We start from the raw sequence: 15,630 nt of genomic DNA, 5'->3' as shown, positions 1-15,630 counted from the left end.
TTCTTAATTGATTTTTCAATGTTTATCATGTCTATGTACATATTTTCTTCTAAAAACTCTATAATAGCTTCTTCATCATAGCTCCATTTTTTAGATTTTCTCTTAGTAACTTTGCCATAAGGTGTATCTAGTTTGTATTTAGGATTTACCTCTTGTTGTTTTTTGTAGAACTCAATTAGTACTTCTTCATAGTATTTAACCTTTTGATCTAGCTCTGAATTAACTTCGTCTTCCCATGCTCTTATCTTTTGTATTTCCTTTTCTGCTATAGCTGTATTTTCTTCTTTAAGCATATTTACATATTTAAGTCTTTTCATTATGCCAGTTGCTATTTCGCTGTCAGTTACTTCAAGTCCTTCCTCTATATTTTCTTCTACTATTTCGTTTATTAAATCTTGTTCGTATAGGTTCATCTTATTATCTCCTCTCAATTTTTATTTATTTTTGAATCCTTTTAGTTTTCTTTACATATTTTCCTTTACACTTTTTGGTGCGTGTGTAAAGGAAAACATGTAAAATAAATTATTACTTTTGATTTTTGATTTCTAGCTTACTCATTAAACCTCGTTTAGCTAATTTAAATCATTCAACTCATTTAAGTTATTACTTACAGCTTTTAAGTTAGTCGATTCTTCGATCCATTTTAAGATCTCGTTACTGGTATCAGCTATTACCTTCAAAGATGCCTTTAGCTCTTTTAAGTCTTTATTTTCACTCCATGAAGCTATGTAACCAAAGCTATAGTCACTAGTATCAAAACCTAAACAGTTGCAGACAACAAAAGCCGTAGATTCAGCTTGAACCTCGGCTTCTTCTCTAGTGTATTTATTTTGGTCTTTATTGTGCAGCATACTATGGGCTTTCTCATGGACTAGGGTCTTAAACATATGCATAGAGTTTAAATCAGGTCTAAGATAAATAGCCTTCTCGCTTAATGAATAGTACCCATAAGCTGTTTGACTGTTTAAGGTATAATCATAGTTAATTGGAACTGTACTCGTTCTTATAAGGGCTTCTATGGCTTCCTCTAGCTGTTTCGGATTGTCCTGTAACTCATTAACCAATGAAGGTACTTCACCTTCCACTTGGCTTATGTCAAATACGTTTCCAAGTCTAAAAGTAAGTCCATTGACCTCTGTTTCTTCAACAACCTTATTACCATTTTTATCGTATCTAACGTTGTTAAACTCGTCTGTAACCACTTCCTCTTTAGTATATGAGTATGGGATAGGTACTAATACCTTGATACCCTTAGAACCCTTCTTAACCTTTAACCCTAGCTTATTCCAAGTCCTAAAACTAGCAACTCTACTTGCTGTTGGATATTGCATTAATATCATAATCACATTATTGAAGCTATAGTTGTGGAATTGACTGAAAAACTTTAGATAGTTTCTATAGTTTTCTGATGTAAATACATCCTTGACCCCTTGCTCTAAAGTTTTAAGAGCTTGATCCATTTCTTGTTTGCGTTCCTCTTTAGACTTCTTAGGGTATTTCTTACTAGCTTTACTGCTAGTACTATTATTAGTCTTATCGTTTTTACTGTTTTTACTGCTGACTTTTTTGTCTTTTTCATTTTGTTTCTTATCAATTTTAGAAATTGATTTAGCTGCTTTTTTCATTGTAAAACCACCTTTCTATTTATTCATATCTACCTGTGTATCTACGTATCTATGTATCTATAGGGACATAGAAATTAGACATTAAAAAAGAGCTAGGACACTAAGCCCTAGCTCTATACAGCTTTTAAATATACATACACTTTGTATCATTACTTATATAATATATAACCAAAATTTTTAACTTTTACTATTTCACTAATTCATATAAACTAGCATCTTTCACGCATTAACACACATTGAATATCTATTAAAATAGATTATACCACTCTGTCGTAACCTCATCATCTTCGTATTGTATCTGCACATACCCACTAAAATCGTCAGGCGATAAAATAGATTTACCATTTGCTTTTCGATACATTTCTTTTATTTTGTTGTCAACGTAGTCTTCTCGATCAGAAGCTCCAAAACCCTCTGGAACTTCAATTTTAATTGTTCTTGATAGTACTTCTTCGATATTAACCTTTACTTCCATATTCTTTTCCTCCCAAATTTTTTTAATTTCTTGTTCTTAGGAACATAGAAATTAGGCATTAAAAAAGTGCCGAAACTTTATGCTCCAGCACTAACCCATACATACGTTATGTATGATTATTTATATAATATATCATTGAAATTCTGTAGTTTTACATTCTTTGCTTATTTTTAATAGTCATCGTCATCATAATCATAATTGTCATCACAATCATCATCTTCAAAAAAATTATTTTTAATTGCTCTAAATCCATTTCCCATTTCTGAATATTGATCTCTTAATTCATCATATTTAGTACTTCTTGATAGAGAATCAGCACGATCTTCAAGAGCTTCTAATGCAAACTTACCTACTGATTTTAAAAAACCCATTTAAATTCCCCCTTGATATTAAATTATTAAAAGCAAAAAACTTTTATATTATCTATTTATCTATTTTTTTTTACCAAATAATGAGCCTACTCTTTTAGATGTATTTTTTGCTACATTTCTAGAATAATCTCTAACAGTTTCAAGTCCTATATCATCTTGTTTAGATCTATTACAATGCTTACACATACATTGTAAGTTATTTAAATTATCTCTACCTCCATGCTTTTGAGGAATTATGTGGTCTATATCTATATCACCTTTATGGAAACTTCTACCACATCTAACACATGTATACCAACCATAATTACTTTCATTATTTTCAAACCATTTATCTCTATATCCACTCATAAATACCAACCTCTTTTTACGACATAATATTATTAATAATATTATAATACAACATTTTATTGATTGTAAACTTATTTAAAGACATATTTTACAACTTATAGTTGTAAAATATAATATATAGACAATTTATTTTAAATTATTAAAAGTAAATAAATAGAGAAGGTTATCAAACCTTCTCTATTTTTATCTTAGTTAAAATTTCATTAAATTAGTTTTAATGCTATATTTTTTAGAGTTTCAACCTTTCTAAAAGCATCTAATTGTTTAGCTTTTTCAACTATTACAGCCTTATTTTTACTTACTGATATTATACCACAACCCTCAAATTTATTTTTTTTAACAACTTCTACTAATTCATCAGGAATAGCAAGCCACATAAAATCAACAAATTCTGCATACTCCGTATACTTTTGGTCATTTAATAGATCCCCTTTAGATACTTTTATTTCTATACAATGCAAGTACATATCCCATACATTTTCTGTAGTAATGTTCTCGGCTAAAAGTATATCCATTCTTCTGCTTTTTCTACTTTCACTACCAACGAAAACTGGGAATTCTGTGAACAATCTATATTTATTTTGCTCAAAACTTGATTTAAAGTATTTTCTCTTAGGCTTTTCACCTAACCACTCTATATCAGATAGAGTTTTAACTATTTCATTTGCAGTCAATTTTTCTGCTCTGCTTAATTTATTCTTATAATCAATACTAGATCCAGCTTCACCTTCAAGACCTTCAAGCAATCCTGATACATCTGATATATCTAGCTGTGATTCATCTAATTCATATGATTCATCTGATAAATCTACCTGTTTTAAGTGAGGATTTCTGCTAGGATTATCGGGTCTAATACTTTTATATACCTCTCTTAAATCCTTTTTAGTTATACCTTTATTCATAACTTTATCGACTAATTGACTAGCTACCTCTTGGTCATATTTACTTATTTTATCTAGTATAACCAAGCTATCAGCCGATACATTAGCCTTTTCTATTGGAGGTACTTCTATACCTTTATCAGCTTGTACCTTTTGGTATGTTTCATAGACCTTCCCAGCCTTTTTACGATTCCAAAAGATACTCTCATGTGTTTTATTATTAACGCAAAAACTTTTAACCCATTGTGTAAAGCTTTTATATTTCTCCTTCCAAAGCTCCTTATCTTCAACTTCTTTTATTAAAAGATAAAAATGAGTCCAATTTTTTTTATCAATATCTATTAAATTAGATAATTCCTTTTCTATATTTTGTAGAGTTTTCAAAGAATTGTCAGTATTATTCATTGTATTCATTGTATTAATCGTATCCATCATAAATCCATAAATCCTCCTTATTCCAGTTTTACTATATATTGTATAGAGTAATACTGGTTAAATAAAAAGTCAAGCAATTTTCTGTTCACACTTGTCACACTTGCATTTAGCTTTAAATTAAACAAAACAAAATAAAGTAAAACAAACTTTATTTATTCTTTATTTATTAAAGTTACTGTTACTCCAAATAGTCCTGAATAGTCCTGATGAAACACGATCTATCTATGATCTATACAGAATCTATCTCAAATACATCTAGTTTTAAGTAGTTCCACTTAATTATTTAAAGTCATAATTTCATAAAAATTGTAGCACAAATAGAACTTACCAAAATCCATTTTTTTGCAAGTCCTCCAACATCTCTTATTTAAAATTTTTAAGCATTTAAGCAAATAGATCTAATCCAAATTCCAATTCTTTTACCTTTAAATCAGCATTTTTAACCTGATCCTTTATCTTTCTTTTTAGAATTTGTTTATCTATTTCAGACCATTTATTTTGAGCTACAATGCTGTCAACACTAGTATTATCAACGATTGTATAAACATAAGGTCTTTCATTTGGTCTAGTAGTAGGTATTTCATTAAATAAAAAATCATAGTCTACTAGTTGACCACTTCTAGGTCGTTTCTTTTTAATTACAAACATTATATTTAACTTTTCACGTAGCTCCTTCAATGTTAACTGGCTATAAGGATTCACGTTTTTATATGCTTCTATGAACATCTCTAAGTGTTCCTTTGTGTAGCTTTTGCCTATTTTGAAATAGTTGTTTATTTGTTCAATAAGCATATTTTCAGGCGAATTATAGCGAATATGTTTTTTGTGCTTTTTGGCGATTTCTCTATAAGCCACATAGTTTATTTGAGCGAATACTTTCCCTCTAGCTCTGTTTCCTCTAGTTGCTATAGACCAAGCCATATCGTATGTTAAGCTGTCTTTTGTTACATACTTAGTATATAAGTTAAGTATTTTGCTTATATTAGCTACTTTTAAGTGATTTAAAATATCAAGCTCTAATAGTACCTCTCTTTGTTTTTCAATGTCTATGTTATTTTGTCTTAAATAGTCCTTTAAGTCGCTTGTGACATTGTTGCTTGTTATTATTGGTATAGCTCCAACAAGTTCACTTTTATTTTTTTCTAATTCGCATAGAGAAGCTTCTTTTTCTATTTTGGCAATTTCATAGTAAAGCTTTGTTGCTTTATTATTAGGGTTTTCTATTGGTACTATTTTTATATCTGAAAAATATTCACCTAATAAGACACTAAAGCTCTCTATGTTAGCTTTATTATAATATTTTGTGTAGCATTTATTTCGTATTCCGACTTCGTTAAGCTTGTACTCTTTTTGTTCTTTGCTATAGTAGTATTCGTTGCTGTTTTCAAGTCTAAAAGGTTTAGCATCTAAGTATTCTTCTCTGAAATTTTTGTACTTATAGCTGTTGAAGTAATTTAAGAAGTCTTTTACTTCTTCTATCTCTGTGTTTACTAGCCATTCAATCTCATAGATTTTAGATTCTTCTTTGTAGTTGTTTAATATATGTATATTAACCTCTTTTAGATCTCTAAAACGTGCTACATATTGTTTTATAGTGGCTATATCCTTTTCATTTACGATTATGATGTCAGTTATATCCTGATCGTGTATGTTTACTCCAGCAGCTAAAACTCTAGTGTTGCAGATGCCATCTATATCATTTATAGTAGATGATTCGACTATTTCTTTATAAGCACTAGAAAAATCTCTTGTATCGCTAGTTATAACCTCTATTTTTTTATCGTAGATACTTTCTTTTATGTAGTCTAAATATTTCTTATCATCTTTGAATAAAGCAAATTTTTTGCTATTTGATACGATATTTAAAATTGTTATATCGTCTATTTTGTCGTAAAGAAATACATTGTATTTAGTTTGAATATCTTGCTTGTATTCCAATATATAATCGTATTGACTAAAATCTAGCTTATTAGGTGTAGCTGTTATATGTATTTGACCTCTAGTATTTTCAAGGTTTTCATATAGCTTGTTTATTTTTGACATTCTAAAAGTGTCAATTAGTGTTTGGTGTACTTCATCTAATATAACTATGTAATCTTTCACAGTTTCCTTGTCTATTTGTATGAACTTGTCCCAAGTTAAGCAGATAAGATCTTGTTTATCTATAACTGAATTTATAGCTATTTCGCCCCAAGCTCCTTTAACATCGTACTCTTTTTCAATTTGTTCTACATTAAAAGCATTTGGAACAACAAATATTGCTTTAACTCCAGCTCTTTTTAGGTTCTCAATGATTGAGTATGTTTTACCACTTCCTGTAGGTGCTAGTAATAGATCTTTTTCTCCTTGCATAGCTCTAATTATTAAAGGTAATATCAAAGAACTATTTTCGGATATGTATTTTTTTATGTTAACTGTATTGTCTGCTTTATAGTAGCTGTAATTAATTTTTTCTAAGTCTAGCCCTGATTTTTCCACTTCTATGCCCTCCTGTATTTTTATCTAAAAGTTTTATTGCATTAAATTGCATTAAAAAAAGCTATCCAACTTACTCGGATAGCTTGTAACTAACTTGTTTTTAAGTGATACTTCCATTTAATAATATTATTGAAATATCTTTAAATCCCTTGAAATTTTTAGAGTTATACTTTATACTTTAAGTATAAATTTAAAAACTACTTATTTGTTTAGACCTTCGCCAAAAGGTTAAACTTATAAGTGAAGGATTACTTGTCTACTAACTATCTGATCCATAGTTGGTTTAATTTTCCGAAGGTCGCCAAACCCGACGAAAAACTTGTAATTCTTTTTTTATGCAATTTTTTAGTCTAATTTAATGATAAAATAGTTTTTTATAAATTTCAACAACTTTTTTGTGTGCATTTTAACCATAAAATTACTACAAATCAACTACAACTACAAATCAACTACAACGAACGTAATGGAATAACTACAAATCAACTACAACTACAAATCAACTACAACTACAAATCAAGTATGGCTAAGATAAAGTGATTTCAACAATAACTACAACTACAAAATGATAATAACTACAAACTAACTACAAAAATAAAATAACTACAACTACAAACCAACTACAACTACAAAATGATAATAACTACAAATCAACTACAAAATAAAACTCGCCTAAATAGGCGAGTTATTTTAAAAATTTTTCTAATATCTTAGTTTTAATTTATGTAATCATCTTTATTTATATCTACAATACTTTCGTTATTGAAAAAATCTGAACAATCATTTATCTGATTAGTAGTATTATTTTTATTATTTCCAAATGGATGTTTTAATTTATGTACCAAATATACTGTTCCCCCTATTATTGTAGCAGTTGCGGTAATAATTGTTCCACATATTAATCCTGTTTTTTTGAGTTCATCTTTTGATTTTTCTTTTATTATTCTTTCTTTGCGATCCATATATTCATCTCGTTCTTCTTTTGTTTCTAATTTACTTATAAATTCTTTTTCTATTTCTGCATCTTTATTAATTTGAGCTATCTTTTTTTCTTTATTATTTTCTGAAATAGTTGTTGCACAATCTACTACTTTTTCTCCAAAGTCAAGTGCTTTTCCTCCTAATCCTACAATTGCATTTGTCTTTATTAAATCAGATCCTACTTCTTTTAATTGTTTTTTAGCCATAAAAAAGTATCCCCCTTTTACTCAAATACTAATTTTCTGCTTTTTCAACTATAAATTTACATAAAAATACTCATTATATATTATATACCCATTTTATTCTATTTTCAAACAAAAAAAAATAAAAAAACTCTTATTAACCTAAATAGTCATAAGAGCTTTTAACTATATTTATTAATTTAATTTTTTTCATATCGATTTAAAAATTCTACTAATGCTGTATTTAAAATATCCTGAACTTTATTTTCTTTATTGTCTTTACAAAACTTTATAAATCGTTCATTCGTATCAGCATATAATCTTAAACTTCTTGTTACCGTATCACTATCATTTTTTAATATCTCTAGCTTTGGAATTTCGATCTCTATAACCTCTGTTTGTAGCTTATACCATTTATACATTTCTTCAACTTTTGAAGTCATTTCTTTTAATTCCTTTACTGTGGAAATAGTATCTAATATCTCTTGATCCATTGTACTGCTTTTTTGTAGTTGATTTGTAGTTACTCCGTTACGTTTATTGTAGTTGATTTGTGGTTGGTTCGTATTCATGTTGTAGTTGCTTTGTAGTTGGTCGCCATTATTATCTCTTTCTCCGTTGTAGTTGGTTTGTAGTTTTTTTTGTCCGTCGTCTATTTCAAGTTTGATATATTGTCTTTCTTTCGAGTTAAATTTATAATTATTTTCTCTTAATTTTTTTTGTAATTTTTTTTCTCCAATGTTTAATTCATCTCTTAAATCTATGACTTTTTTACCTTCTGAAAGCCCTTTATTTAAAAAATTAACGATTTCATCTATATCATCATCTATATCTTCTATATCTTCTATATCTCCTATAAGTTCAAACTTTTTGTCTTTATTTTCATCACAATTTATGCTCATATAATTCACCTCCTATATTAAATATTATTTAATACCTTTTAAATTCCTTGAATTATTATAACATATTCAAAATTGCTTTGTAGCTATTTTGTAGTCGGTTTGTGGTTTGCGTAAACCACAAACAACTACAAAACAACTACAAATCACAGCCACAAACCGACTACAAATTACCTCCAAAGCAATTTTAAATATGTAAATTTTTTCTTTTTTATTTATATCTCTTTATTTGACTGTGTTATTTGAAATTAACGATTATAATTATTATATATAAATAGATTTAAATTAAAGGAGGATGTTAAAATATGAATCAAGATGATATGAATTATATGGTAAATGGTGATTTTGAAAAGTTGAATAGTTCTGATGATTTTAAAAATGAAAGAATGTATACTCAAGATTTATACTATTTAAAACAAGCCTTTTTATCAGATAATAGGAGTAATATAAAAAAATTTGTGGCTAATTATTTCTTTTATGACCCTTTTAAAATTCCTAAAAGATTAGAAGCTAATTTAAATCATTTTTATTTTGATAATGAAGCTCCTGTTTCAAATCCATATGAAGAAAGGTATGTTAAATCAAATGATTATTGTTTTAAAGGTATGATACCATATATTTCTATATTAAATGATTTAAAGTTTTTTGATGAGAATATTAATATAGATCAAATTTTAGGACAATGTCAACAATTTATTTTAAATTCAAATTGTCAGTTATTTAATCTTAATCCTTTTATGGATTCTTCTAATAAGGTTAATCCTTTTATGGATTCTTTTAATAATGCTAAATTTTTTACTAATGGAATTATTAATAAAAATGCTACTGTTTCTTTATATAACAATAATGTCTGTGTCGGTAATCCCATAAATTTATCTGATTTTCTTGTGCGTTATTTAAAAAAGGAAATTTTCTCTATTCCTAAACAACAGGAACTATCAATTGATCCTATGTTATTTGAATTTCCTAAATCGTATTGGGACTATTTAAATCAAAGTATTTATCAAAATGAAAGAAAATTTACTATGTGTGCATCTGTATTTTTTCCTATACCATTAAAACATGATTTAGATTCAAATAAAAAAAGAGTTTATCTAAATTCAGCTGTAGCAAATTTATATTGTTTTAAAGCTATTTATAATTCAATCTTATCAGAAAAATTTCGTTATAAAGTAGCCGAAGAATATATGAAATCCGACGAAGTAGTATATCTTGAAGATAATTTAAGGTCTACATATAGATATGCAGATAGCCAAACTATAAAAGATGATATAGATGATAATTCAAAAATTAGATGGGTAGCAGAAGAAATCTTAAATTTTTCAGTAAATTCTATCAAAGGTACTTTAGGAACAGAGCTGCTTTTAACTCCATTTATGTTATATAAATTTGTATATTTCTCAAAAAAGAAGATTTATGTAAATTTCAATAAGTATGGAATTTGGGAAGAGTTTAGTCGTTCATCAAAAGATAAGTCGGATCTTAGACTAAGACTTCAAACTATAGTAGATGTGATGTTTTCAATTAATTTAAGTGATTTAGATTATCATGGAATATCAAGTAAGTCTATAATATCTAATTTATTGGATAGAATTTTAAATTGCTTAGATTTTTATAAAGATGAAGAAACTCTTGAAGCCTTTGTACAAAATTCATCTTTGAGATATATTAACTTTAACGATTTTATTTTTAATTTAGAGACTGGAGTTCCTTATTCTAAGCTAAGTATTCTTCAGGATTTTAATGTGATTAATGTTATTTCGTTGTCTGGACGATATGATCTTGCTAATGAAGAATTTGATATAAATTTTAGTAATTTATGTCAGGGGTTAAATTTTAATAAATGTATAGATGTTTATTCTTCTGAATTTGATATTAGTAATATGGACGAATATCTAAAAGAGCATTTTTCTATTGATTCTAAAAATTTAAATAAACGTTTTGTAAATCGTTGTAAATCGCTATATGAAGTATATTATAGAAAATATTGTGAAAAACAACAAACAGATTTTAGTATTATTGAATCTGTTTGCCAAAAACAAGATATATACCAAAATGAAAATGAATCTTCTATATCAAATGAATCTATTATTGATAGTTTTGAAGCTTTTTTAGAGTCTGACTCTTTCAACTATTTTATTTCTGATGAAACTACAGATTCTGATTTTTTGTCTAATCCTATGTCTTATGATATTATTCTGAATTATATTAAAAACAAACGTTTTATTGTAACTAATCAAGAAGTTTTAGGTGCTTATCTAACTTATTGTAAGAATAATAATCTAGAAATAGCAAATTTCCTTATTTATAAGGAAGATGGAAATTTGAGAGCTAATTCAGATAAAAGCAGAGCCTTTCAAACGAAATTAAAAAGATTTTTCAAAGATAAAGGGTATTTTTATAATAAAAAGTCTGCTAATGAAGACCCTAGTGCGTTAGAAGATAATATAATGAAAAAAATTCCTATAATTCTTGAAGGTTCTTTTTATATGAAAGATACAACTACCCAAAAGGGTTATGTTGGTTTTTCATTGAAGATTGATCCAATGCCAGTAGAGGAGATGGATGAATATTTATATAAAAATAATGATAATAAAATATAAAATTCAATAATCTAAATGAGAAGTACTTTTTTATAGTGCTAAGTAGGATATAATACGGTAAAATTACTCTAAAATTATGGTTGGATTTGAGTAATTCCATATAATTTAAAACGTTGAAATTTCAAGCTTTTTAAAATTATATATAAAAATTACCGTTAAGAATTACGATTAAAATTACGGTCTAAAATAAAACTAGTATATATATAATTATAATAAGTAAAGAAGCTACAGATTTAACTGTAACTTCTTTATTGTTTTATTTATATATTACTTTCTCCTTGAATAAAGGTGTATATATTATAGAGGGGGATTGGCTCCCCCTCTATAATATATACACCTACACACAAGGATTATTGAATTTTAATCCCTTTGGTTAGATGTATATTATTATAGATCTCCCCCTCTACTATTTTGTTACCTCTGTTTTATTTTAATATAAATCTATTTTTTAGAATTTTGTTCCGATCTTTGTTTTTCTTCTAATTCTTTTAAATGAGCTTTCATTTGCTCCCATTCTTTGTAAGTTTCACCTTCCTTTATAAATCCAAAATCCTTAATAGTTTTTTCTCTTAATTCTACTTTTCTTCTTAATGCATCTATGTCGTCATTATACCAGCCCTGATGTATTATTTTATGGATTAGTGCTGGGCTGCAATCAAATTCTTTAGCTATAGCTCTTATGCTTTTGCCTTTGGATCTCTCTAATTCGATTTGTTTTATTTGCTTTTTATTGAATTTGCTTTTTCTTCCAGCTCCTCTTTCGTTATGGACTTTATCCTTTTCTAATTTAAGTATTATCTCTATTAGCTCCTGTTGGCTCATTTTTTGAAGTTCTTTTATTCTATCAATTTCACTCATGGTTATGCTCCTTTTTATAAATTAATTTATAAACTAAATATGTAGAAATTATACAGGTTGTTCTATATTATCTAATAGCTATTAGAAAAATAACTCCTAGAAAATACATCAATGGCGATTTAATATATATTATATATAGTAATATATCTTCGTAATAAAATGGAGTTAGTAAGTTAAATGATTTGTTGAAATATCGTTGAAATATCAATGTTTGTTGTGATATACTAATTTTAGAAATGAGTATTTTTCTAGTTTTTAACCGTAACATGAGATGTATTGAAACCCTACATTATCTTTGGAACTTGTCACAGTATTATTAATTTAACCGTAACATTGGATGTAAACAAAATAATATTTAAATCTGACTGACCTAATATCATTAGGTCTTTTTTTATTTTTAATTGAATAGAGTATTACTTTTTAGTATTAAAAATAACCTATATAAGATAAGTACCAAAACTATTGACAATAACTTTTTTGATGCATTAAAATAATAGTATCAAAAAAGAGGGTCATCTTTATTGGTATTATTTTTTTATTTAAACCAATGGTCGCATTTCAATGATATTGCGAACGAATTTTTTTTATACTGGAGGAAAATATAATGGCTAAAATATATGGCTACTGTAGAGTAAGCTCACCTAAACAGAATATCGATCGTCAAATACGAAATATTAAAAAGGTATATCCAGATGCACATATAGTACAGGAAACTTTTACTGGAACTAAAATAGAAGGTAGAAAAGAGTTTCAGAAGTTGTTAAACAGAATTAAACAAGGCGATACTATCGTCTTTGATAGTGTATCAAGAATGAGTAGAAATTCTGATGAAGGCTTTGAACTATACGAAAAATTATATAATCAGGGTATAGAGTTGGTATTCCTAAATGAACCCCATATTAACACAACTACATATAAGAAGGCTCTTACAAGTAATCAATTACAGCCTACTGGAACAAGTGTAGACCTTATACTTGAAGGTGTAAATAAATATTTGCTAGAACTTGCTAGAGAACAAATAAAAATTGCTTTCGATCAATCAGAAAAGGAAGTGGAAGATCTAAGACAAAGAACTCGTGAAGGAATAGAAACTGCAAGGCTAAATGGAAAACAAATAGGTCAGGTCAAGGGAAGTAAATTAACTACTAAAAAGAGTCTTCAAGCTAAAGAAACAATAAAGCAGCACTCTATTGATTTTGGTGGAAGTCTAAAGGATAAGGAAATAATAAAGCTATGTGGCATTAGTAGAAATAGTTTTTATAAATATAAAAGAGAAATTAGAGAAGAGTACAATGGCTAAAGGGTAAAACCTTTAGCTTTATTTTTATGCATAAAATTAGACTATTCAATGAACATTTAATGGATTTTATTTATAAATTATAAGAATCATAAAATGAATGCTATAACCATTTCATCAGCCAATGGTTATAGCATCTGAATAAGAAATTAAAATAGAATTATTAGACCCTCTCTTCTATACTTTATACTTCTATATTTCCCTCATAGCTGCGTTTATTTTGTCCCTTACTCTCGAATAGTCCCATACACTCTCCCCCACTCTTATTGGCTTAAATTCAATGGATTAACCCCTCTCGCTCTTTCACATTTTTCCCATACACTTTTCGATAGTGGTTTCTCTTGGAGTAGTGGTTAATATTTATTTAAGCAGTCTAAAATCTTGTTTTGATATACATATTTCTCTATGAATTTGCTGTCTTTTTTTCTAAATTCAAGCTTCAAGTTTTCCAGTCTGTTATCCAGTTTATCCTGATTAATATGTTTAATTTTAAAGTAGCATTTGTCGTATTCACCTATAAATGTTTTAAAGACCAGCTCATGTATATAACAGTTTTTTCGTTTTTTCTTATCGCTTAATGTCACAGTTTTATATCCTCTAACTAAAGTGGTTTTTAACTCTCTATAGATAATAGCTTCGTACGTTTTTCCCTCTAAAGTTGTAGTTCTTACTCTCTTTTTAGTTGATAATACTCGACCTGTATCAGTTATAAGATAATCTTCAAATCCTTCTACAGATTTTGCAGTTTCATTAGGATATAAAAATAATTTCAAATTTCTATCTTTATCTACCATTGTATGACCTCCTATTTATATAAAAAACAGAGGATCTAGTCCTCTGTATCAATTTTAAATTTCCTATTGCTTTCGCCTTGCATGATTTTGTCTTGTATAAAATCTTCGTAAACCGTTGATGCATCTAGCTTATACTTTGTTTCTTTGGCATAAGTATAACCTTGCTTTAGTGCTTGTTTTTCTGATTCAACGATTAATGCATTAATCTGCTTTATTGTGTCTATGTAAAGCTCCCTATTGAGATTTATGTTATTGTCTGATATATCTTTTAAACGTTGCTGGATCTCCTTATAGCAATTTAAGAATGTATCGCTTCTAGGGAATGTATATTCATGTCTACCTAAATAATCAGAAGCAAATCTAATTTTTTCTTTGTCTATTTCTCTTTCTGCTATTCTATTAAGAAAATTTCTTTTATTACTCTCAATGCATTGGAAAGGCTTGTAATCATTTATATTAAATAGCACTTTTATTATCTTTATAAGTATCTCTAGGATATTAATGCAGATATATAGACTAAACTTTAAAGCTGCGATTATGCCTTTTATTATATTGATATAAATATTTTGCTCCTCTTTTTCTTCAAATACTTCTCTAGCATTATTCATATAACTCACCCCTTATTTTCCATTAAAAAAATCCAATTATATATATTTTATGCTTTGTGTAACTACTACCTTGTTATTTATTATACCACACTATGATAACATAGTGGTATCACTTTTAAAAATAAATCTCCTGGAGTTATCTATTTTTTGATACAATGATAAAAAGGTGGTGACAATATGGCTATAAGTGAAGATAAAACTAGAACTAATATAACTATAGAGAAAACATTAAAAAAACAGCTTGAAGAAGAAGCTAAAAAACAAAATCGCAGCTTCAACAACTTGGTTATAACTATACTAAAAGAATATATTAAAAATAAAAAATAAAAGTACCTGATAAAGGTACTTTATTTTTTTAATCTATTTTTCTTCTACATTCTCCGATCGGCAACTGATCGTAGCTTTTAGCATTTAAATTTCGTATGAATGACTTTATCTTTTAAAGAATTGGTAAGTAATCGCTCTAAGCATATTTGAAAACTCAAAAGTTATAATATCCTGTATAAATATAAAGATATATTAAAAGTAAAAATATAAACCTAAAATTTAAATTTATAGTATAATAAATCTAAGTCATGTACTTGGTAACTACATGGCTGTAGTATTAGTAGTATAACTAGAATTTCCTTTTAAAATGATGAATCCATAGGGTTTGTCATTTTTTTATTGTAAATTTACAATTTTTATAATTATTTTTATTCAAATTTATAGGTCTAATGTATAGTATTGCTCACAATTTCAACATATATACTGGTTAAAACTTTTGTACCATTGTATAAACCAATGCTTATATTTATA

At 27.4% G+C, this 15,630-nt stretch carries 15 protein-coding genes; 3 read left to right on the top strand and 12 right to left on the bottom strand.

Translation table 11 applies throughout. The features are described 5' to 3' along the window. The 9 genes from ACI3VO_RS10215 to ACI3VO_RS10175 all read right to left on the bottom strand — a co-directional run. On the bottom strand, window positions 1–413 hold a 413-nt coding region (locus tag ACI3VO_RS10215; protein WP_439757822.1), incomplete at its 3' end, for a host-nuclease inhibitor Gam family protein. 159 nt (window positions 414–572) lie between these two features. After that, window positions 573–1,625, bottom strand: coding sequence for an ArdC-like ssDNA-binding domain-containing protein (locus ACI3VO_RS10210; RefSeq protein ID WP_439757821.1), 1,053 nt, complete (start codon window positions 1,623–1,625; stop codon window positions 573–575). A 247-nt stretch (window positions 1,626–1,872) separates the two neighbouring features. Beyond that, window positions 1,873–2,100, bottom strand: a complete 228-nt coding sequence (locus ACI3VO_RS10205; protein ID WP_439757820.1) for a hypothetical protein — start codon at window positions 2,098–2,100, stop codon at window positions 1,873–1,875. A 170-nt stretch (window positions 2,101–2,270) separates the two neighbouring features. After that, window positions 2,271–2,471 carry a hypothetical protein gene (locus tag ACI3VO_RS10200; RefSeq protein ID WP_439757819.1) on the bottom strand — a complete coding sequence of 67 codons (201 nt, stop codon included), beginning with the start codon at window positions 2,469–2,471 and terminating at the stop codon, window positions 2,271–2,273. Window positions 2,472–2,531: 60 nt separating this feature from the next. Further along, entirely contained in the window at window positions 2,532–2,819 is a 288-nt protein-coding gene (locus ACI3VO_RS10195) for an HNH endonuclease (RefSeq protein ID WP_439757818.1), read from the bottom strand. A 203-nt stretch (window positions 2,820–3,022) separates the two neighbouring features. Continuing rightward, window positions 3,023–4,135, bottom strand: a complete 1,113-nt coding sequence (locus ACI3VO_RS10190) for a hypothetical protein (protein WP_439757817.1) — start codon at window positions 4,133–4,135, stop codon at window positions 3,023–3,025. A 384-nt stretch (window positions 4,136–4,519) separates the two neighbouring features. Beyond that, entirely contained in the window at window positions 4,520–6,613 is a 2,094-nt protein-coding gene (locus ACI3VO_RS10185) for a DEAD/DEAH box helicase (RefSeq protein ID WP_439757816.1), read from the bottom strand. Window positions 6,614–7,326: 713 nt separating this feature from the next. Beyond that, complete coding sequence (locus ACI3VO_RS10180; RefSeq protein ID WP_439757815.1) at window positions 7,327–7,797, bottom strand: hypothetical protein; 471 nt, start codon at window positions 7,795–7,797, stop codon at window positions 7,327–7,329. Between the two features lie 176 nt (window positions 7,798–7,973). Then, a complete protein-coding gene (locus tag ACI3VO_RS10175; RefSeq protein ID WP_439757814.1) occupies window positions 7,974–8,675 on the bottom strand; it encodes a hypothetical protein in 702 nt (233 codons plus the stop codon). 302 nt (window positions 8,676–8,977) lie between these two features. On the opposite strand from ACI3VO_RS10175, the gene ACI3VO_RS10170 reads away from it, so the two are divergent. After that, a complete protein-coding gene (locus tag ACI3VO_RS10170; RefSeq protein WP_439757813.1) occupies window positions 8,978–11,275 on the top strand; it encodes a hypothetical protein in 2,298 nt (765 codons plus the stop codon). A 441-nt stretch (window positions 11,276–11,716) separates the two neighbouring features. On the opposite strand, the gene ACI3VO_RS10165 is transcribed toward ACI3VO_RS10170, so the two are convergent. After that, window positions 11,717–12,133, bottom strand: coding sequence for a helix-turn-helix domain-containing protein (locus ACI3VO_RS10165; protein ID WP_439757812.1), 417 nt, complete (start codon window positions 12,131–12,133; stop codon window positions 11,717–11,719). A 604-nt stretch (window positions 12,134–12,737) separates the two neighbouring features. On the opposite strand from ACI3VO_RS10165, the gene ACI3VO_RS10160 reads away from it, so the two are divergent. Next, entirely contained in the window at window positions 12,738–13,433 is a 696-nt protein-coding gene (locus ACI3VO_RS10160; RefSeq protein WP_439757811.1) for a recombinase family protein, read from the top strand. A 350-nt stretch (window positions 13,434–13,783) separates the two neighbouring features. On the opposite strand, the gene ACI3VO_RS10155 is transcribed toward ACI3VO_RS10160, so the two are convergent. After that, entirely contained in the window at window positions 13,784–14,224 is a 441-nt protein-coding gene (locus ACI3VO_RS10155) for an HNH endonuclease (RefSeq protein ID WP_439757810.1), read from the bottom strand. A gap of 35 nt (window positions 14,225–14,259) precedes the next feature. Beyond that, window positions 14,260–14,832, bottom strand: coding sequence for a hypothetical protein (locus tag ACI3VO_RS10150; protein WP_439757809.1), 573 nt, complete (start codon window positions 14,830–14,832; stop codon window positions 14,260–14,262). Between the two features lie 177 nt (window positions 14,833–15,009). Here ACI3VO_RS10150 and ACI3VO_RS10145 point away from each other — a divergent pair, with 177 nt between their 5' ends. After that, window positions 15,010–15,159, top strand: coding sequence for a hypothetical protein (locus tag ACI3VO_RS10145; protein WP_439757808.1), 150 nt, complete (start codon window positions 15,010–15,012; stop codon window positions 15,157–15,159). Window positions 15,160–15,630 lie beyond the last annotated feature (471 nt).

The sequence above is a fragment of the Intestinibacter sp. genome (genome assembly GCF_051866655.1).
GTDB lineage: Bacteria > Bacillota > Clostridia > Peptostreptococcales > Peptostreptococcaceae > Intestinibacter.
Note: the sequence above shows the minus strand (reverse complement) of the source record. Positions and strands in the feature narration are given on the sequence as shown.

What these genes read in the sequence shown, in the direction of transcription:
- ACI3VO_RS10210 (WP_439757821.1), bottom strand. Translation starts at nt 1,625, where the DNA reads ATGAAAAAAGCAGCTAAATCAATTTCTAAAATTGATAAGAAACAAAAT.
- ACI3VO_RS10205 (WP_439757820.1), bottom strand. Translation starts at nt 2,100, where the DNA reads ATGGAAGTAAAGGTTAATATCGAAGAAGTACTATCAAGAACAATTAAA.
- ACI3VO_RS10200 (WP_439757819.1), bottom strand. Translation starts at nt 2,471, where the DNA reads ATGGGTTTTTTAAAATCAGTAGGTAAGTTTGCATTAGAAGCTCTTGAA.
- ACI3VO_RS10195 (WP_439757818.1), bottom strand. Translation starts at nt 2,819, where the DNA reads ATGAGTGGATATAGAGATAAATGGTTTGAAAATAATGAAAGTAATTAT.
- ACI3VO_RS10190 (WP_439757817.1), bottom strand. Translation starts at nt 4,135, where the DNA reads ATGATGGATACGATTAATACAATGAATACAATGAATAATACTGACAAT.
- ACI3VO_RS10180 (WP_439757815.1), bottom strand. Translation starts at nt 7,797, where the DNA reads ATGGCTAAAAAACAATTAAAAGAAGTAGGATCTGATTTAATAAAGACA.
- ACI3VO_RS10175 (WP_439757814.1), bottom strand. Translation starts at nt 8,675, where the DNA reads ATGAGCATAAATTGTGATGAAAATAAAGACAAAAAGTTTGAACTTATA.
- ACI3VO_RS10170 (WP_439757813.1), top strand. Translation starts at nt 8,978, where the DNA reads ATGAATCAAGATGATATGAATTATATGGTAAATGGTGATTTTGAAAAG.
- ACI3VO_RS10165 (WP_439757812.1), bottom strand. Translation starts at nt 12,133, where the DNA reads ATGAGTGAAATTGATAGAATAAAAGAACTTCAAAAAATGAGCCAACAG.
- ACI3VO_RS10160 (WP_439757811.1), top strand. Translation starts at nt 12,738, where the DNA reads ATGGCTAAAATATATGGCTACTGTAGAGTAAGCTCACCTAAACAGAAT.
- ACI3VO_RS10155 (WP_439757810.1), bottom strand. Translation starts at nt 14,224, where the DNA reads ATGGTAGATAAAGATAGAAATTTGAAATTATTTTTATATCCTAATGAA.
- ACI3VO_RS10150 (WP_439757809.1), bottom strand. Translation starts at nt 14,832, where the DNA reads ATGAATAATGCTAGAGAAGTATTTGAAGAAAAAGAGGAGCAAAATATT.
- ACI3VO_RS10145 (WP_439757808.1), top strand. Translation starts at nt 15,010, where the DNA reads ATGGCTATAAGTGAAGATAAAACTAGAACTAATATAACTATAGAGAAA.